At 69.8% G+C, this 17,598-nt stretch carries 19 protein-coding genes and 7 tRNA genes; 15 read left to right on the top strand and 11 right to left on the bottom strand.

The annotated features are described in order from the left end of the window. Window positions 1-84: 84 nt before the first annotated feature. From ACFVH2_RS15645 to ACFVH2_RS15615, 7 genes are all read right to left on the bottom strand, one after another. Complete coding sequence (locus tag ACFVH2_RS15645; RefSeq protein ID WP_378423917.1) at window positions 85-549, bottom strand: RDD family protein; 465 nt, start codon at window positions 547-549, stop codon at window positions 85-87. Continuing rightward, window positions 546-1,274: a hypothetical protein gene (locus ACFVH2_RS15640; protein WP_378423915.1), complete on the bottom strand. Its 729-nt coding sequence runs from the start codon at window positions 1,272-1,274 to the stop codon at window positions 546-548. Before ACFVH2_RS15640 ends, ACFVH2_RS15645 begins: the two co-directional genes overlap by 4 nt. A 161-nt stretch (window positions 1,275-1,435) precedes the next feature. Further along, window positions 1,436-1,510 (bottom strand) — tRNA-Val (locus ACFVH2_RS15635). Window positions 1,511-1,526: 16 nt separating this feature from the next. Further along, a tRNA-Cys gene (locus ACFVH2_RS15630) sits at window positions 1,527-1,597 on the bottom strand. 22 nt (window positions 1,598-1,619) lie between these two features. Beyond that, a tRNA-Gly gene (locus ACFVH2_RS15625) sits at window positions 1,620-1,692 on the bottom strand. Between the two features lie 130 nt (window positions 1,693-1,822). Beyond that, window positions 1,823-2,908, bottom strand: a complete 1,086-nt coding sequence (locus ACFVH2_RS15620) for an NAD(P)-dependent alcohol dehydrogenase (protein WP_378423913.1) — start codon at window positions 2,906-2,908, stop codon at window positions 1,823-1,825. A gap of 1 nt (window position 2,909) precedes the next feature. Further along, window positions 2,910-3,383, bottom strand: coding sequence for a DUF4334 domain-containing protein (locus ACFVH2_RS15615; RefSeq protein WP_378423911.1), 474 nt, complete (start codon window positions 3,381-3,383; stop codon window positions 2,910-2,912). 94 nt (window positions 3,384-3,477) lie between these two features. On the opposite strand from ACFVH2_RS15615, the gene ACFVH2_RS15610 reads away from it, so the two are divergent. After that, entirely contained in the window at window positions 3,478-4,041 is a 564-nt protein-coding gene (locus ACFVH2_RS15610; RefSeq protein WP_378423909.1) for a TetR family transcriptional regulator, read from the top strand. A 57-nt stretch (window positions 4,042-4,098) separates the two neighbouring features. On the opposite strand, the gene ACFVH2_RS15605 is transcribed toward ACFVH2_RS15610, so the two are convergent. The 3 genes from ACFVH2_RS15605 to ACFVH2_RS15595 all read right to left on the bottom strand — a co-directional run bounded on the left by ACFVH2_RS15605 (window position 4,099) and on the right by ACFVH2_RS15595 (window position 4,356). Beyond that, a tRNA-Val gene (locus tag ACFVH2_RS15605) sits at window positions 4,099-4,173 on the bottom strand. 16 nt (window positions 4,174-4,189) lie between these two features. Beyond that, a tRNA-Cys gene (locus tag ACFVH2_RS15600) sits at window positions 4,190-4,260 on the bottom strand. A 23-nt stretch (window positions 4,261-4,283) separates the two neighbouring features. Then, window positions 4,284-4,356 (bottom strand) — tRNA-Gly (locus ACFVH2_RS15595). A 319-nt stretch (window positions 4,357-4,675) separates the two neighbouring features. On the opposite strand from ACFVH2_RS15595, the gene ACFVH2_RS15590 reads away from it, so the two are divergent. From ACFVH2_RS15590 to ACFVH2_RS15530, 13 genes are all read left to right on the top strand, one after another. Next, a tRNA-Val gene (locus ACFVH2_RS15590) sits at window positions 4,676-4,747 on the top strand. Window positions 4,748-4,810: 63 nt separating this feature from the next. Beyond that, window positions 4,811-5,314 carry a DNA-deoxyinosine glycosylase gene (locus ACFVH2_RS15585; RefSeq protein WP_378423907.1) on the top strand — a complete coding sequence of 168 codons (504 nt, stop codon included), beginning with the start codon at window positions 4,811-4,813 and terminating at the stop codon, window positions 5,312-5,314. Next, the gene (locus tag ACFVH2_RS15580; protein WP_378423905.1) at window positions 5,311-6,039 is read left to right on the top strand and encodes a hypothetical protein; all 729 of its coding nucleotides are present in this window, start codon (window positions 5,311-5,313) and stop codon (window positions 6,037-6,039) included. The genes ACFVH2_RS15585 and ACFVH2_RS15580 overlap by 4 nt, the downstream gene beginning before the upstream one ends. An 88-nt stretch (window positions 6,040-6,127) precedes the next feature. Beyond that, complete coding sequence (thrS, locus tag ACFVH2_RS15575) at window positions 6,128-8,179, top strand: threonine--tRNA ligase (protein WP_378423904.1); 2,052 nt, start codon at window positions 6,128-6,130, stop codon at window positions 8,177-8,179. After that, window positions 8,176-8,736 (top strand): HIT family protein, encoded by a 561-nt coding sequence (locus tag ACFVH2_RS15570; RefSeq protein ID WP_378423902.1) that lies wholly within the window; start codon window positions 8,176-8,178, stop codon window positions 8,734-8,736. Before thrS ends, ACFVH2_RS15570 begins: the two co-directional genes overlap by 4 nt. Next, a complete protein-coding gene (gene pgsA, locus ACFVH2_RS15565; protein ID WP_378423900.1) occupies window positions 8,737-9,408 on the top strand; it encodes a phosphatidylinositol phosphate synthase in 672 nt (223 codons plus the stop codon). Then, window positions 9,405-10,325, top strand: coding sequence for a phosphatidylinositol mannoside acyltransferase (locus ACFVH2_RS15560; protein WP_378423898.1), 921 nt, complete (start codon window positions 9,405-9,407; stop codon window positions 10,323-10,325). Before pgsA ends, ACFVH2_RS15560 begins: the two co-directional genes overlap by 4 nt. Beyond that, window positions 10,326-11,456 (top strand): glycosyltransferase family 4 protein, encoded by a 1,131-nt coding sequence (locus ACFVH2_RS15555; protein WP_378423896.1) that lies wholly within the window; start codon window positions 10,326-10,328, stop codon window positions 11,454-11,456. It begins immediately after the preceding gene. Next, a complete protein-coding gene (locus ACFVH2_RS15550; protein ID WP_378423894.1) occupies window positions 11,453-12,508 on the top strand; it encodes an NUDIX domain-containing protein in 1,056 nt (351 codons plus the stop codon). The genes ACFVH2_RS15555 and ACFVH2_RS15550 overlap by 4 nt, the downstream gene beginning before the upstream one ends. A gap of 66 nt (window positions 12,509-12,574) precedes the next feature. Continuing rightward, a complete protein-coding gene (pdxS, locus tag ACFVH2_RS15545) occupies window positions 12,575-13,489 on the top strand; it encodes a pyridoxal 5'-phosphate synthase lyase subunit PdxS (RefSeq protein WP_378423892.1) in 915 nt (304 codons plus the stop codon). A gap of 85 nt (window positions 13,490-13,574) precedes the next feature. Then, the gene (locus tag ACFVH2_RS15540; protein ID WP_378423890.1) at window positions 13,575-13,973 is read left to right on the top strand and encodes an ArsR/SmtB family transcription factor; all 399 of its coding nucleotides are present in this window, start codon (window positions 13,575-13,577) and stop codon (window positions 13,971-13,973) included. Continuing rightward, the gene (locus ACFVH2_RS15535) at window positions 13,970-14,944 is read left to right on the top strand and encodes a cation diffusion facilitator family transporter (RefSeq protein ID WP_378423888.1); all 975 of its coding nucleotides are present in this window, start codon (window positions 13,970-13,972) and stop codon (window positions 14,942-14,944) included. The genes ACFVH2_RS15540 and ACFVH2_RS15535 overlap by 4 nt, the downstream gene beginning before the upstream one ends. Window positions 14,945-15,008: 64 nt before the next feature. Continuing rightward, complete coding sequence (locus ACFVH2_RS15530) at window positions 15,009-15,830, top strand: acyl-CoA thioesterase (RefSeq protein WP_378423886.1); 822 nt, start codon at window positions 15,009-15,011, stop codon at window positions 15,828-15,830. Window positions 15,831-15,891: 61 nt separating this feature from the next. Here the strand turns inward: ACFVH2_RS15530 and ACFVH2_RS15525 are convergent, their stop codons facing one another. Continuing rightward, a complete protein-coding gene (locus ACFVH2_RS15525; protein ID WP_378423884.1) occupies window positions 15,892-16,476 on the bottom strand; it encodes a helix-turn-helix domain-containing protein in 585 nt (194 codons plus the stop codon). Between the two features lie 47 nt (window positions 16,477-16,523). On the opposite strand from ACFVH2_RS15525, the gene ACFVH2_RS15520 reads away from it, so the two are divergent. Beyond that, window positions 16,524-17,399: a class I SAM-dependent methyltransferase gene (locus ACFVH2_RS15520; RefSeq protein WP_378423882.1), complete on the top strand. Its 876-nt coding sequence runs from the start codon at window positions 16,524-16,526 to the stop codon at window positions 17,397-17,399. Window positions 17,400-17,598: the final 199 nt, after the last annotated feature.

Below are 17,598 nucleotides of genomic sequence, written 5' to 3'. Positions count from 1 at the left end.
GGAGAGCGTCGCGAGCCGCGCGGCGCGGCCGAGTTCGCATCGGCCGCCGCGCGGCCTCCGTCGTTCGGTGGGTGTGCTCCTCGGTCAGGTGATCGCGTCCGGGTCGGGCCGCCAGTCGTAGACCACCTCGGTGCGCAACAGGATGTCCTGTACCGAACGTCTGCGCCGGTCGACGGCGGCCCAGGCGAGTCCGATCGCGAAGAACACGCAGAACAGTGCCCGCAACGCCGCGACGGACCAGCGGACCCGTCGCCCGCGGGTGGTTGTGACGCGCAGGCCCATTGCCTGGGACCCGATCGTCCGACCGGTGGTCGCCCAGCAGACCGTGAGGTAGACCACCGACGTGACGATCCAGGCGGTGACCGACCACAGGGCCCCGGGTTCGGGGAAGCCGAAGTTCTGTGGCGAGAACAGCAACCGGACGAAGGTCAGGCCCAGGTAGCTGCCGCCGAGCAGCGCCAGGACCACGCCCAGGTCGATGGCGGCGCCGATGCCGCGGGTCACGATGCCGGCCGGGCGCCGCTCGGGTTCGAGGTGCGGGTGCGTCATCGCGTCGGCGGTCCGTCGGCGTCGACATCGGCGCCCGAATCGACGGCCTCGACCTCGGGGCGGTCCGCGGGCCGGTCCCGGCCGAACAGTCGGCCGACGAACCCGGCGACCGCGTCGTCGGCGTGCATGCCCTGAGTGCGCACCCCGAGGACGGCCTCGGAGGACAGTGAACCGGTGGAGTCGCGGATGATCTGCGGGAGGTCGACGCCTTCGATGATCTGGTCGGCGAGGCCGAGGAGATCGATCCGGGCGATGACGGCGTCGATGTCGATCCGGGCCGCGATCGCGTCGATGTCCACCCGATCGATCTGCCGGCCGAGGTCGACGGTGTCGACGACGGCGTCGAGGTCGAGTCGGCGCACGATCGCCGCCAGGTCGATTCGTTCGGCGACCGCGTCCACGTCGATTCCCTGGGCGATCAGATCGAGATCGACGTGATCGCGCACGATCGCGGTCAGGTCCACTTCCAGTAGCGCGGCCGCGACCACCTCGCGGATCACGACACGCAGGGCGGTGCGTGCGAACCGGGTCGCAGCCCGCACGCTCTCCTCGCCGCGCGCCACCGCGGTCGAGGCGGCGGCGTCGAGGCGGTCGGCGACACCGGGAACCGTCCGGACCATGCCGATCGCGGTGCGCCCGGACCATCGGACCAGGTCCAGGGTGCGCGCGGCGGCGCCGACCATCAGGTACAGGGCCTCGGCACCCTCTCCGGATGCGGACGTCATGGCGGCCACCTCTCCCGTAGAACCACTGTGTTTACCAGTAGATACCGCATCGACCGCACGGGTGTCGCGTTCCGGCGGTTCGTTGGGGAACCGGGATGTGGGCGGACCGGCCCAACAGACAAGTACGGCCCCCTCGAAAGGGGGCCGTACTTGTCGAATTCTGGTGCGCGATACTGGGATTGAACCAGTGACCTCTTCCGTGTCAGGGAAGCGCTCTCCCGCTGAGCTAATCGCGCAGGTTCACTGCATGAGAGGTGGAGACGGGAATCGAACCCGTGTGCACGGCTTTGCAGGCCGTTGCCTCACCACTCGGCCACTCCACCGCAAGGTTTTCCCAACCTCTCGAGCGGACGACGGGATTCGAACCCGCGACCCCAACCTTGGCAAGGTTGTGCGCTACCAGCTGCGCCACGTCCGCATGCACCGCTCGAATCGGCTTCGCCTCTTCGGTGGTGCGGATGAAACGATAGCCCACGATGCGCGTGGTTCACAATTCGCCCGTCTACCTGCGGCGGAAGGGGCCCGTTCGGTCCCGCGCGGGGTCGTGGTCACCACACCAGTACCGGTTTGACGACCTTTCCGGCGACCTGGTCGGCCACCGCGCGGTTGATGTCCTCGAACGGGTAGGTGGTCACGAGTTGCTCGATCGGGAATCGCCGCGCGGCATGCATTTCCAGGAGTTCGGGGATGAATTGTGCTGCGACGGAATCGCCTTCGATGCAGCCGCGGAGCGACTTCCCGCTCCGCATCAGATCCTGGACGTCCAGGGTGAGTTCGGGCCGGCCGAGGCCGACCGCGACGAGTTCGCCGCGGGCGCGCAGGGCCGTGAGTGCCTGTCGCAGCACGGTTGGGCTGCCGGTGGTGTCCAGCGCGTGCGTGGCGCCGCCACGGGTGGCCGCGACGACCCTGTCGACGACGTGCTCGTCGGGGTCGACCGCGGTCGCGCCGAACGTCTCGGCCAGGGCGCGACGGTCCGCCACCGGGTCGACCACGACGAGTGTGCTCACGCCCGCCGCCCGCGCAGCGAGAAGTGCTGCGAGGCCGACACTCCCGGCGCCGAACACGACCAGACGTGCACCCGGCCCGGGTCGCAGCACGTTGAGCACCGCGCCGGCGCCGGTCTGGAAGCCGCAACCCAGTGGTGCGGCGACGGACAGGTCCACCTCCTTGTCCACGACCACCACGTTGTCGGCGGTCGCGATCGCGTACTGCGCGAAGCTCGACTGGCCGAAGAACGCGGCGCGGACCGGATTCTCGTTCCGGTGCACGGTCGCCGAGCCGTCGGCCCGCCGGCCGGAGTTGTTCAGTCGCAGCGACAGCTCGCAGTAGGCGGGGTGGCCGGACAGGCAGTGTTCGCACTCGGCGCAGTGCCGGTAGGTCAGCACGACGTGGTCGCCGGGTGTGACACCGCGAACCGCCGCGCCGACCTCCGTCACCACGCCGGCGCCCTCGTGTCCGAGGATCGACGGGCCGGCCTCGGCGGGCGTGGTCGCCTGGGTGACGAGATCGGTGTGGCACGGTCCGGCGGCGACGATCCGCACCAGGATCTCGTCCGGCCGGAGGTCGTCGAGGTCGACGGTCTCCAGCGTGAACGGCGTTGTCGGGCCGTGCGAGAGCGCGGCCGTGACGCGCACGTCAGGCCCGCTCGAGCAGGAAGTAGAAGTGCTGCCCGTTGTCGAGTACCGGTGCGGGCTTGCCGTTCATGACGCCCATGAGGGTGTCGGCGTCCACCCGCTTGAAATGGTCGAAGATCGGTGAGCCGTCGTAGACCATGGTCGCGGTCACCTCGCCGCGGAACTCGACGTTCCACAGACTGGCCTCCCCGTTGCCGGACTTGGTGTCGGAGAACAGGCTTCCGTCCTCGGCGCGACAGATCAGCGGTTTGGCGTCGAGCACGGAGTCGAACCGCTTGCCGTACCACCGGCCTGCGACCAGCTTGTCGTGCAGTCGGTGGCCGGTCGCGAAGTCGTCGCCCCGCCACAGGCCGAGGATCTCCTCTGCCCGGACCGGGTCGAGCGCGGCCCAGATCTCGTCCAGTTCGGCGGGGGAGACGTCGGCCTCCCTGGTGCGCAACTCGGCGAACCGGACCCGGGCCTGATCGATGTCCACTGCGGGCTCCTCGTCGGTTGGCGAACCAGATTGTTCGTGAACTGCGGACGCTACGCCGAACCGATTGGTTCGGCAACGGTCCTAGGATGTGCTCATGCGTTCTGCTGGTGAGGCCACCCGGGATCGAATTCTCGTGGCGGCGAAGGAGGAGTTCGCCCGCTACGGGGTGGCGGGCGCGCGTATCAACCGCATCGCCACGGAGGCGAGGGCCAGCAAGGATCGCCTGTACGCCTACTTCGCGAGCAAGGAGGAACTCTTCGCCGAGGTGACCCGGCGCTGGGTGGTCGAGACCACCGAGGAGACCGCACTGCGCGGAGACGACCTCGCCGGCTACGCCGGCCGGCTGTTCGACAACTACCGTGCGCACCCCGAGAACGCGCGGTTGCAGGAGTGGGCCGACCTGGAAGCCCCGGAACTCGTCGGGGCCGACGACGTACGGACCGAGGCGGTGCGCTCGAAACTCGCCGAAATCAGGCGTGGCCAACGCGACGGGTACATCGACCCGACGTGGAATCCGGCGGAGCTGCTGATCGTCGTCACCGGCATCGCGCGGTCCCTGGCCCTGCCGCCCCAGCGCGGCAGGGGTGCTCGTGAGGTCGCGGACCGACGGCGTGCTGCGGTCGACGCGGTCCGCCGGCTGATCGAATCGGATTCGTAGCCGGTCGCGAAACGACGAAAGCCGGCACACCCTGTGGGTGTACCGGCTTTCGAAACGTGGTGCGCGATACTGGGATTGAACCAGTGACCTCTTCCGTGTCAGGGAAGCGCTCTCCCGCTGAGCTAATCGCGCAAGTTCACTGCGTGAGAGGTGGAGACGGGAATCGAACCCGTGTGCACGGCTTTGCAGGCCGTTGCCTCACCACTCGGCCACTCCACCGCAAGGTTGAGTCCAACCTCTCGAGCGGACGACGGGATTCGAACCCGCGACCCCAACCTTGGCAAGGTTGTGCGCTACCAGCTGCGCCACGTCCGCATCGCACATCCGAAGGCGTTGCTGCCTCCGTGGTGCGAGATGAAACACTAGCCGACGCCGTGTGCAGTAACAAATCCGCAGCTCAGTGCCCATGTTCGAGGTGAATCGCCGGTCCGTGCGGGATTCGGTCCGGCCCGTGGGGTCGTCAATCGCGGCGCCGGCCGCGTCTGCCGTGAGGTCGGCAGGGAGCCGTTGGCAGAATCGGGCGATCCGGCGCCCGTATGATCTCGACAGGAGCGATGACCTGCAGGTTTTCCTCCGGTCGCGGAGCATGTTAATGTTCCTCCTCGTTCGGCCGCGAGGGTTTGATGCGCGGCTCGGTCCCGTGGCTCAGTGGAAGAGCGTCCCGTTCACACCGGGAAGGTCGCTGGTTCGATCCCAGCCGGGACCACAGATCGAAAAGGCCGTCACCGAGGGTTCTCGGGGCGGCCTTTTTGTTGTCTAATGAAGCCCCATGACCGTGGTTCAGGGATTTCCCGCCGTGATCGACGAGAACGCGCAGACACTCATCCTCGGTTCCATGCCAGGCGTTCCCTCGCTGGTCGCGGGCAAGTACTACGCCAACCCGCGCAACAGCTTCTGGCCGATCATGGGTGCCCTGTTCGATGCTGGACCGCCACACCCGTACCGGGTGCGTGTGCAGCGGCTGCAGTCGCGCGGCGTCGCACTCTGGGATGTGCTCAAGGCGTGCAGGCGACCCGGCAGCCTGGACTCGAGCATCGATCCGGCCAGCGAGGTCGCGAACGACTTCGCCGGCCTGTTCGCCGGCCACCGCGGCATCAGCCGCGTTTTCTTCAACGGAGCCAAGGCGGAAGAGGTCTACCGGCGGACCGTCGTGTCCGCCGGACTGCACCCGGCCGACGTCGCGCTGACCAGGCTGCCGTCGACCAGTCCCGCGAACGCGGCAACGCCGGTGCTGAAGAAGGTCGAGGCGTGGCGGGCCCTCGTCAACGGATGACCGATCCCGCTGCCGCCGAGGTGGACGGCGCCGCCCTGGTGGATCGGCGGTGGCTGATCGACCGCATCGCTGACACCCGACGTGCCTGGGACTGCACGGACGACCGCGTCGCCGGAACGCTCTGGTGGTACTCGACGAGCTCGACGCTGCTCGCCCCGACGGTCGCGGCTCTGCTGTCGAGCGGGACCGCGCCCGACCCGCGACTGGCGGGACTCACCTGCACCGTGCGCCGCGACGGGTCGCTCGACTCGGTCCGCTCCGGCGGCACGGTCCGCGGACCCGTGCCGGTGGCCGACGGGCTCCGCGAGTCGCTCGGCGCGATCATCGTGGCGCTGGCGGACCTCGGCGGCCCCTCGGTGCGTTCACTGTGGGCCGTCGCCGCGGACTCGCTCGCCAACCGCAGCCTCGACGCCGGCACCGCGCTGGGCAGTCCCGCGGCGGGCAGCGCCCTCGCCGCGGCGCTGGCAGAACTCGTCGGGCCGCCGATGCCGCGGCCGCGTTTCGTCGACGTCGGCACCCACGGATCGGCCGCGGCCGCCGCGGACGCGGTGCCCGGGCCGGGCCGCAGACGATTCCTGCGCCGGTCGTCGTGTTGCCTGATCTACCTCGCGCCCGCGGTCGCCGCGCCCGGCGACGTCGAGGCGGGCGAACGGGCCAAGTGCGCGAGCTGTCCCCGCCAGCGGCCGGAGGTCCGGTCGGCGAGGTTGGCCGCGCTGCTCGGGTGAGCGGGGTGATTCGATCGGGGTGCCGATAGCATGAGGGCTCATCGCCGCGCCGATCCCGGTCGGCACACACATCGAGGAGCACATCGCCGTGACCACGCCTGCATCAGTAGCCCCAGCCGCCCGCGTCCGGGTGCCTGCGGGGACTACCGCCGGCACGGCGGTTCGCGAGGCCGGGCTGTCCGGCAAGGGCGCCGACGCGATCGTCGTCGTCCGCGACGCCGAGGGAAACCTCAAGGACCTGTCGTGGATTCCCGAGGACGACGTCGAGGTGGAGGCCGTCGCGGCCGACACCGCGGACGGCCGCATGGTGATCCGGCACTCCTGCGCGCACGTGCTGGCGCAGGCCGTGCAGGCCGAGTTCCCGGCCGCCAAGCTGGGCATCGGCCCGCCGATCAAGGACGGCTTCTACTACGACTTCCGGGTCGCCGAGCCGTTCACCCCGGAGGACCTGACCCGCCTCGAGAAGCGGATGAAGCAGATCGTCAAGGGCTCGCAACGCTTTTCGCGTCGCGTGGTGGAGAACATCGAGGACGCGCGGGCGGAACTGGCGAACGAGCCGTTCAAGCTCGAGCTCATCGACGACAAGTCGGGCATCGACGACCCGGAGGTCATGGAGGTCGGCGGCAACGAGCTGACGATCTACGACAACCTCGACCCGCGCACGGGAGAGCGGATCTGGGGCGACCTCTGCCGTGGCCCGCACATCCCCACGACCAAGCACATTCCCGCGTTCAAGCTGACCCGCAGCTCGGCCGCCTACTGGCGCGGCGACCAGAATCGTGAGGACCTGCAGCGCATCTACGGCACCGCGTGGGAGTCGTCGGAGGCGCTCGACAAGCACATGGAGCTGCTCGCCGAGGCCGAGCGCCGCGACCACCGCAAGCTCGGCGCCGAGCTGGACCTGTTCAGCTTCCCCGACGAGCTCGGCTCCGGCCTGCCCGTCTTCCATCCCAAGGGCGGCATCATCCGCCAGGAGATGGAGAACTACTCCCGGCAGCGGCACGTGGAGGAGGGGTACGAGTTCGTCAACACCCCGCACATCACCAAGGGTCACCTGTACGAGGTGTCCGGCCACCTCGACTGGTACCGCGACGGCATGTTCCCGGCGATGCACATCGACGAGGAGCTGAACGAGGACGGCACGGTGCGCAAGCCCGGCCAGGAGTACTTCCTCAAGCCGATGAACTGCCCGATGCACAACCTGATCTTCCGCACCCGCGGGCGCTCGTACCGGGAACTGCCGCTGCGACTGTTCGAGTTCGGCTCGGTCTACCGGTACGAGAAGTCCGGCGTCGTGCACGGTCTGACCCGGGTGCGCGGCATGACGCAGGACGACGCGCACATCTACTGCACCCGCGAGGAGATGCGCGACGAGCTGACCCGCACGCTGAACTTCGTGCTGGGCCTGCTCAAGGACTACGGACTCGACGACTACTACCTCGAGCTGTCGACGAAGAACCCGGACAAGTACGTCGGCGACGACGCGACCTGGGAGGAAGCCACCAACACCCTCGCCGAGGTCGGCGAGGCGTCCGGGCTGACGCTGGTGCCGGACCCGGGCGGGGCCGCGTTCTACGGCCCGAAGATCTCCGTACAGGTGCAGGACGCGCTCGGCCGCAGCTGGCAGATGTCGACCATTCAGCTCGACTTCAACCAGCCCGAGCGGTTCGAGCTCGAGTACACCGGTTCCGACGGCGCCAAGCATCAGCCGGTGATGATCCACCGGGCCCTGTTCGGGTCGATCGAGCGGTTCTTCGGCGTGCTCACCGAGCACTACGCGGGCGCCTTCCCGGCCTGGCTGGCGCCGGTGCAGGTGGTCGGCATCCCGGTCGCGGAGGCGTTCGAGGCGCACCTGTTCGACGTGGTCGGCAAGCTGAAGTCGGCGGGCGTGCGCGCCGAGGTGGACGTCAGCGACGACCGGATGCAGAAGAAGATCCGCACCCACACCACCCAGAAGGTGCCGTTCATGCTGCTCGCGGGCGAGCGTGACGTCGAGGCCGGCGCGGTGAGCTTCCGCTTCCGCGACGGTACCCAGGTGAACGGCATTCCGGTCGAAGCGGCGGTCGAGGCGATCACCGGCTGGATCGCGCGGCGTGAGAACGCCTCGCCCACGGCAGAACTGCTCGGCGGTCTGCAATGACCGAGGACGTCACACCCCCGGAGTCGTTGGTGGACACCGGCCCCGGTGACCCGGACCGGCTGCAGCGGCTGTGGTCGCCGCACCGGATGTCGTACATCGCGGAGTCGCCGAAGGCGGCCGAGGCGGGCGAGGGGCCGTTCACCGCGATCCCGAAGATGAGCGACGAGGAAGGACTGATCGTCGCGCGCGGCGACCACGTCTACGCGGTGCTCAACCTGTACCCGTACAACCCGGGGCACATGATGGTGGTGCCGTACCGGCGGGTCGCGGCGCTCGAGGACCTCACACCGGAGGAGTCCGGTGAGCTGATGGCTTTCACCCAGCAGGCGATCCGCGTGATCAAGCGGGTGTCGCGGCCGGACGGGTTCAACGTCGGACTCAATCTCGGTGCGGCGGCTGGTGGTTCGCTTGCCGAGCACCTGCACCAGCACATCGTCCCGCGCTGGGGTGGCGACGCGAATTTCATCACCGTGGTCGGTGGCGCGAAGGTGATGCCGCAGTTGCTGCGCGAGACTCGGGCCCTGCTGTCGGCCGCCTGGGAAGACGGGAGCCGGTAGGTGCTGAGCATCCTCGGGCGTGCCTCGGTCTCGAAGGCGACCGCGCCGCTGGGCCGGGCGCTCGTGAAGACCGGCCTGACCCCCGACGCGGTGACGGTGTTCGGCACCGTCGCCAGCGTCGCGGGCGCGGTGACGCTGTTCCCGTCCGGGCATCTGTTCTGGGGCACGATTCTCATCTGGTTCTTCGTCATGTTCGACATGCTGGACGGGGCGATGGCGCGGGCGCGGGGTGGCGGAACGCGCTACGGCGCGGTGCTCGACGCGACCTGCGACCGAATCGCCGACGGCGCAATCTTCGCCGGGCTCGCCTGGTGGGCGATCTACCACGAGAACAGCAAGTCGCTGCTCGTCGCGACGTTGATCTGCCTCGTCACCTCGCAGGTGATCTCGTACGCGAAGGCGCGGGCCGAGGCGAGTGGGCTCTCGGCCGACGGGGGACTGATCGAGCGGCCGGACCGGCTGGTCATCGTCCTGGTCGGCGCCGGACTCACCGGAATCGCCGGGTATTTCGGTATCGGGTGGCTCGAATGGGCCGTCTACGTGGCGATGTGGGTTCTCGCCGTGGCGAGCGTGATCACGGTCTTCCAACGGGTGCTGGCGGTGCGCAACTCGGCCGGTGCGCGGGAGTTGCTGCCGACGGCCTCGCCCGCGAGAGAGGACCCGACCCCGTGAGCCGGGCAGCACACACGACATGGGCCGAACGCATCACCGACCTCGGATACGCCGCCGGCTGGCGGCTGGTCCGGGCGTTGCCCGAGCGGGTCGCCACCGGACTCTTCGACGCCGGCGCCGATCTCGCCGCCCGACGCGGTGGCGGCCCGGATCAGCTGCGCCGCAACCTGGCCCGAGTGCTCGGCGTACCGGCCGCGCAGGTGCCCGACGATCTCGTGCGGGCATCGGTGCGTTCCTACGCGAGGTACTGGCGGGAGGCGTTCCGGCTGCCGTCGATGGACCAGGCCGAACTCGGCCGACGCCTTGATTCGCGCGTGCACGGCCAGGAGAACCTGGAGGCGGGCATCGCCGCCGGGCGCGGGGTGGTCCTCGCGCTGCCGCACAGCGGCAACTGGGACATGGCGGGTGTGTGGTTGGCGCAGCGTCACGGGAGGTTCGCCACCGTCGCCGAGCGTCTGAAGCCCGAATCGCTGTATCAGCGATTCGTCGCCTACCGGGAGAGCCTCGGCTTCGAGATCTTCCCGCTGAGCGGGGGAGCGACTCCGCCGTTCGAGCAGTTGGCCGCCCGGCTGCGCGACAACCAGGTGGTGTGCCTGCTCGGCGAGCGTGATCTCGCCAAACGCGGTGTGCCGGTGACGTTCTTCGGTGAACCGACCCGGATGCCGGCCGGGCCCGCGAAGCTCGCCATCGACACCGGCGCCGCACTGCTGCCGGTGCACTGCTACTTCGACGGTGCGGACTGGGGCTTCCAGGTCGATCCGCCGGTCGACACCTCCGGCGGTATCGGCCCCGCCACCCAGGCGCTGGCGGACCGGTTCGCGGTGAACATCGCGGCGCACCCGGCGGACTGGCACATGCTGCAGCCGCTGTGGCTCGCCGACCTGTCCGAGGCGCGACTCGCGCGAATGGAGTCGTAGATGAAGATCGGCATGGTCTGCCCGTACTCGTTCGACGTACCGGGCGGGGTCCAGGCCCACGTCGTCGAGCTCGCGGAGGTGCTCATCGAACGCGGTCACCGGGTGAGCGTGCTGGCGCCCGCCTCGGAGGGCACCGAGCTGCCGGACTTCGTCGTGTCCGCTGGTCGCGCGGTGGCGATCCCGTACAACGGGTCGGTCGCCCGGCTGACCTTCGGGCCGGTGTCCTACGCGCGCGTGCGCCGGTGGATCGCCGAGAACGACTTCGACGTACTGCACATCCACGAGCCGAACGCGCCGAGCCTGTCCATGCTGGCGATGAAGATCGCCGAGGGGCCGATCGTCGCGACCTTCCACACCTCGACCACGAAGTCGTTGGTGCTGAGCACCTTTCAGGGCGTGCTGCAGCCCTACCTGGAGAAGATCAGCGGCCGTATCGCGGTGTCGGAACTGGCCAGGCGCTGGCAGGTGGAGTCGCTCGGCTCCGACGCCGTCGAGATCCCGAACGGGGTCGACGTACCGGCGTTCGCGAACGCCGCTGCGCTGGAGGGGTATCCGCGCGCCGGCGGCACCGTGCTGTTCCTCGGTCGGTACGACGAGCCCCGCAAGGGGATGGCCGTGCTGCTCGACGCGCTGCCCGCGCTGGTCGCACGGCACCCCGACCTCGAGGTGCTGGTGGTCGGCCGCGGGGACGAGGACAAGCTGCGCAAGGACGCCGGTCCCTACGCGAAACACCTGCGACTGCTCGGCCAGGTCACCGACGAGGAGAAGGCGTCCGCGCTGCGCAGCGCGGACGTGTACTGCGCGCCGAACCTGGGCGGCGAGAGCTTCGGCATCGTGCTCGTCGAGGCGATGGCCGCCCGTACCCCGGTGGTCGCGAGCGAACTCGACGCCTTCCGCCGGGTGCTGCGCGACGGGACCGCGGGCATGCTCGTCCCGGTCGGCGACTCGGTCGCCCTCGCCGACGCGCTCGACGCTCTGCTGAGCGACCCCGATCGCCGACGCGCTCTGATCGACACCGCGACCGAGGTGGTCGCCGAGTACGACTGGCCGGTCGTGGCGGAACAGATTCTGCGCGTGTACGAGACCGTGACGGTCGGCGCGCAGGGCGTGCGGGTGGAGGCGCGGTCGTGACCTTCTCTGCCACCACGATTCTCGTCCTCGCCCTGATCGCAGCGCTGGTCGTGGCGATCGGCGTCTGGGCCTACGGGACCGCCAACCGGCTCGATCGGCTGCACGTGCGCTCGGACCTGTCCTGGCAGTCGTTGGACGCGTCACTGGCGCGGCGGGCGGTGGTCGCGCGGGCGGTCGCGGCGGCGCTGGTGCCGACCGGGTACGCGTTCGGTGCCGCTCCTTCGGTGCAGGCGGACGGAAAGCGCCTGGCCGCGTTGGCCGATCAGGCCGAGCGGGCGGACCGTGCGCACCGCGAGACCGCGGAGAACGCACTGTCCGCGGCCCTGTCCGCGGTGCCGCCGGAGGCGCTCGCGCCGCAGCTGGTCGCCGAACTCGCCGACTCCGAGGCCCGCGTGCTGATCGCCCGCCGGTTCCACAACGACGCGGTCCGGGACACCCTGGCGCTGCGGACCCGCCGGCCGGTGCGCTGGCTGCACCTGGGCGGAACCGCGCCGCTCCCGACGTACTTCGAGATCGCCGAGCGGACCACCCCGTCTGCGGGGGCCGGGCTCGACGTCGACGAGATGCGCACCTCCTCACGCGTGGTCCTGATCGACGAACGCGGACGGGTACTGCTGCTGCGCGGCCACGATCCGCAGATCCCGGACGTCCACTTCTGGTTCACCATCGGGGGCGGCGTCGAGCGGGGGGAGAGCCTGCGCGACACGGCGGTGCGCGAGATCCGTGAGGAGACCGGACTTTCCGTCGAGTCGGCGGACCTGCGTGGCCCGATGTGGCGTCGGGTGGCGGTGTTCCCGTACGACGGCGACCTGATCCGCTCCGAGGAACTCTTCTTCGCGTTGCAGACCGCCGGGTTCGAACCGCAGCGTAACGGTTTCACCGAACTCGAGCGCCGAGCGATCACCGGGCACCGGTGGTGCACGGCCGCCGACATGCGGGCGATCGCCGCGTCCGGCGAGACGGTGTATCCCGAGGACCTGCCGGACCTGGTCGACGAGGCGAAGGTCGTCGTGGCGCGACGCGTCGAGCCCGAGGTTCGCTCCATTCGCTGACCGGTCGATCGGCGGTGCGCCGCCTCGTCCTAGAATTGAGAGAGTTCCCCGTACAGGTCTCTACTGATGGAGTTTGCCGTGAGCACCCCTGATACCGCCCCCACCACCGGCACGGCCCGCGTCAAGAGGGGGATGGCCGAGATGCTCAAGGGCGGCGTCATCATGGACGTCGTCACCCCCGACCAGGCGAAGATCGCCGAGGACGCCGGCGCCGTCGCCGTGATGGCCCTCGAGCGCGTGCCCGCCGACATCCGCGCCCAGGGCGGCGTGTCGCGGATGAGCGATCCGGACATGATCGACGGCATCATCTCCGCGGTGTCGATCCCGGTGATGGCCAAGGCCCGCATCGGCCACTTCGTGGAGGCGCAGATCCTGCAGTCCCTCGGCGTCGACTACATCGACGAGTCCGAGGTGCTCACCCCCGCGGACTACGCCAACCACATCGACAAGTGGAAGTTCACCGTCCCGTTCGTGTGCGGTGCCACCAACCTCGGCGAGGCGCTGCGTCGAATCACCGAGGGCGCGGCCATGATTCGGTCCAAGGGCGAGGCAGGCACCGGCGACGTGTCGAACGCGACCACGCACATGCGCACCCTCGGCGCGGAGATCCGCCGCCTGGGGTCGATGAGCGAGGACGAGCTGTACGTCGCGGCCAAGGAGTTGCAGGCGCCCTACGAGCTGGTCGTCGAGATCGCGAAGGAGGGCAAGCTGCCGGTCACCCTGTTCACCGCGGGCGGCATCGCCACCCCGGCCGACGCCGCGATGATGATGCAGCTCGGCGCCGAGGGCGTGTTCGTGGGCTCGGGCATCTTCAAGTCGGGCAACCCGGCGGAGCGGGCCGCGGCGATCGTGAAGGCGACCACCTTCTTCGACGACCCGGACGTGCTGGCGAAGGTCTCCCGCGGCCTCGGTGAGGCCATGGTCGGCATCAACGTCGACGAGATCCCGCAGCCGCACCGGCTCGCCGAGCGCGGCTGGTGACTCGGACGTACTGAGCGCACAGGCGCCACCGCTTCGGCGGTGGCGCCTGTTTCGTTCCGGGAGGGGCTAGCTCTATTATCTACGTATGAATGCAGATAGTGGTGCGTGTCGACGACGGCTGCACGACGACGAGGTGGACCTCGTCGTCGAGGTCTTCCGGATGCTGGCCGACGCGACCCGGGTGCAGATCCTGTGGGCCCTCGTCGATCGCGAACTGCCGGTCAACGATCTCGCCGAGCACGTCGGGAAGCCGGCGCCGTCGGTGTCCCAGCACCTGGCGAAGCTGCGGATGGCGCGCCTGGTCCGGACGAGGCGCGAGGGCACCCAGGTGTTCTACCGACTGGAGAACGACCACGTCCGGCAGCTGGTCACCGACGCGGTGTTCAACGCCGAGCACGCGGGCCCCGGCGTGCCCGGTCATCACCGCGAGCAGGGCGATCTCCGCGTGCTGCACGACGGTGCGCCGGTCGGGGAGCGCGGATGAGCGCCGGTCACGGTCACGGCCACGGCCACGGTCGAGGGTTCGTGCGGGAGCTGTTCGTGCCGCACAGCCACGACACCGCCGACAGCGTCGACGACGCCCTCGAGTCCAGTGCGATCGGCATCCGGGCCGTCAAGGTCAGCCTCGTCGTTCTCGCGGTGACCGCCGCCGTCCAGCTTGCGATCGTCGCACTGTCGGGGTCGGTCGCGTTGTTCGCCGACACCGTGCACAACTTCTCGGACGCGTTGACGGCCGTGCCGTTGTGGATCGCCTTCGCGCTCGGCAGGCGTCCCGCCTCGCGTCGCTACACCTACGGTTTCGGCCGGTCGGAGGATCTCGCCGGCCTGTTCGTGCTCGCGATGATTGCCGTCTCCGCGGCGGTGGCGGCCGTGGAGTCGGTGCGCCGGCTGATCGAACCCGCGCCGGTCTCGCACCTGGGCTGGGTAGCCGCCGCCGGGGTGGTCGGGTTCGCGGGCAACGAGTCGGTCGCGGCATACCGGATCAGGATCGGCCGCCGAATCGGCTCGGCCGCGCTGGTCGCCGACGGCCTGCACGCGCGCACCGACGGGCTCACCTCGCTCGCGGTGGTGCTCGGGGCGGCCGGGGTTGCGGCCGGGTTCCCCCTCGCCGATCCCATTGTGGGACTGGTCATCACGGTCGCCATCCTGGCGGTGCTCGCGGCCGCGGCGCGGGAGGTGCTGTGCCGGTTGATGGACGGCGTCGACCCCGAGGTCGTCGCCCGTGCGGAGGGAGCCCTGGCTGCCGAACCGGGAGTCCTGCGGGTCCGGAGCCTGCGGATGCGCTGGATCGGGCACCGGTTGTACGCCGACGCGGAGGTCGACGTGCCCGACGACATGAGCCTTGCCCAGGCGCACCGGATCGCCCACGAGGCGAGGTCGACACTCGTTGCGGCGCTGCCCAAGTTGGATTCGGCGCTCGTGCACGCCTACCCGGCGCACCCCTCGCCCGGCTGAGTTCCGGACCCGGCCCGCGCTGTTGCTAGCCTGACCGGGTCGGGTAGCCGGAAGAGGGAGCGCCATGTCGTCCATCGAAGAAATCCTGGAGCTCGAACGCCTGGAGAAGGACATCTTTCGGGGCATCGTCGCGGACACGATGCTGACCAGAACCTTCGGCGGCCAGGTCGCGGGCCAGGCGCTGGTCTCGGCCGTGCGAACCGTCGACGAGCAGTTTCGGGTGCACTCGCTGCACGGCTACTTCCTGCGCCCGGGAAACCCGACGATTCCCACGGTGTTCCTCGTCGACCGGATCCGGGACGGTCGTTCCTTCTGCACCCGCCGCGTGACCGGGGTGCAGGACGGGCAGGCCATCTTCACGATGTCCGCCTCGTTCCACGTCGGTGACGTCGGGATCGAACACCAGGACCAGATTCCGCCGGTGCCGGACCCGGAAACCCTTCCCGACACCTCGGATTCGCGCGAGGAGGAACTGTCGTGGGAATTCCGGGAGTGGGCGGACTGGGACCTGCGCTTCGTCCCGCAGGAGGACATCGCGCGCAGGCGCGGCGTGCCCGCGCAGCAGCAGGTGTGGTTCCGGTACCGCGGAATCCTGCCCGACGCCCCGGTGTTCCACATCTGCACCCTCGCGTACATGAGCGACATGACGTTGCTCGGCTCGGCGCAGGTACCGCATCCGGATGAGAAGATCCAGCAGGCCTCGCTCGACCACGCGCTGTGGTTCCTGCGCCCCTTCCGTGCCGACGAATGGTTGCTCTACGACCAGTCGTCCCCGTCCGCGGGTTTCGGTCGCGCACTGACCCAGGGCCGGATCTTCGACCGGGACGGGAACCTGGTCGCGGCGGTCGTGCAGGAGGGTCTGACCCGGCTTCTGCGCACGGAATGACGATCCACACCTGCCCCAATCTCGAGCCGCGTCGACCGCCACGGTGACCTCGCCGTCCGCGTCACCGGGTGTCGTGGAGGGAATGCAGGTGGGCGCGTTCTCCGTCGCGATCGAAGATGGTGAGGATCTCCACCGGACCGTCGTGGGCCCCGATCGCGTGCGGGACCATCGTCGAGAACTCGGCCGCCTCGCCCGCCCGGACCAGGAGTGTTCGCTCACCGAGCTGCAGGGTGGCGGTCCCCGACAGCACGGTGAACCAGTCCCGGCCGGGGTGCACACCCAGTTGTTCGCTGCCGGTGGGCCGCTCGGGGGTGATGCGCATCTTCGCCACCGTCGCACCGTTCGTGGCGCCCTCTCGGGAGAGGAGCCAGGTCGTCACGCCGGGTGTGTGCTCGGGCTCCGGTCGGATCACCACGTCCTCGTGGTCCGGCGACTCGACGAGCTGATCGAGCGTGGTCCCGAGAGCCCGGGCGATCGGCACGAGTTGATCGAGCGCGATCCTGCGGTGCCCGGTCTCGATTCGGCTGAGGGTGGACGGACTCAGGAAGCAGCGCGCGGCGAGGGCGTCCAACGACCAGCCGCGGGACAGCCGTAGGCCGCGGATGCGCTGGCGGATCAGGGTGTCCACGGAGACATCTTGCGTCATGCGCAAGATAGTATGCCGTGAGCGCATCATCGATCTACTGTGAAGCCATGACCGAGCACACCCACCGTCACACCCACCGTCACGCCGGGCACCACCACGGCGAACGCATCCACGACGAGGCGGGGCTCGCGGAACTGCTCGACCTCGACGCGGAGGTGCACGGCTCCTACCTCCACGATCTCTCGGGATGGATCGGACGGCACCTGCGGGATCTCCCGCGGACGGTCGTCGACCTCGGTGCCGGGACCGGTAGCGGCAGCCTGGCCCTCGCGCGGGAGTTCCCCTCGGCCGAGGTGATCGCGATCGACAGGTCCGCCGCGATGCTCGAACGTATCGAGGCCTCCGCCCGTGAGGCGGGTGTGGCGGACCGGCTGCGCGGGGTGCAGTCCGATCTGGACGTCGGCTGGCCGCCGCTCGGCGCCGTCGACCTCGCCTGGGCCTCCTCCTCGCTGCACGAGGTCGCCGACCCGGACCGGCTGCTGCGGGACATCCACGGCGCACTGAACCCCGGAGGTGTGTTGGCGGTCGTGGAGATGGACGCGCTGCCGCGGTTTCTTCCGGACGACATCGGGCTGGGGCGGCCCGGCCTCGAGTCCCGGTGCCACGAGGCATTGGCGCGGGTGAACTGGAACTCGCACCCGGACTGGCGGCCGCACCTGGAGCGGGCCGGCTTCGAGGTCGTCGAGCAACGCAGCTTCCCCGCCGACGCGGACCAGTCACAGGGCGGCATCGCCCGCTACGCGCGGGTCTTCCTCGGCCGGGTCCGTGACTTCCTCGGTGGTCAGCTGGCCGACGACGACCTCGACACCCTCGATCGGCTGCTGACGGACGAGGGCCCCGACTCCCTGTCGCGCCGGCGCGACCTGACCGTCCGGCGCAGGCGGACCGGGTGGGTGGCCCGCCGCGGCTCACGGCCGTCCTGATCGGCGGGCCTGCGCGGGAGATTCGCCGACCCGCAACCTGATCCGGGGGCTGACGGTTCCCGGGTGGGGTTCGGTGCGCCTTTGATCCCGTTCCGACGGCGGGGTCGGCGGCAGGCAACCGTATTCTCTACCCGTGCGAACGAGACGAATACTCGAACAGGTGCCGGGCGTCGGCGAGGCGCGCCTCCGCGTGGTGGGT

The organism is Rhodococcus sp. NPDC127527 (genome assembly GCF_042672245.1).
Classification (GTDB): Bacteria; Actinomycetota; Actinomycetes; order Mycobacteriales; family Mycobacteriaceae; genus Rhodococcus_G.
This window is presented reverse-complemented; position numbering and strand designations above follow the sequence as displayed.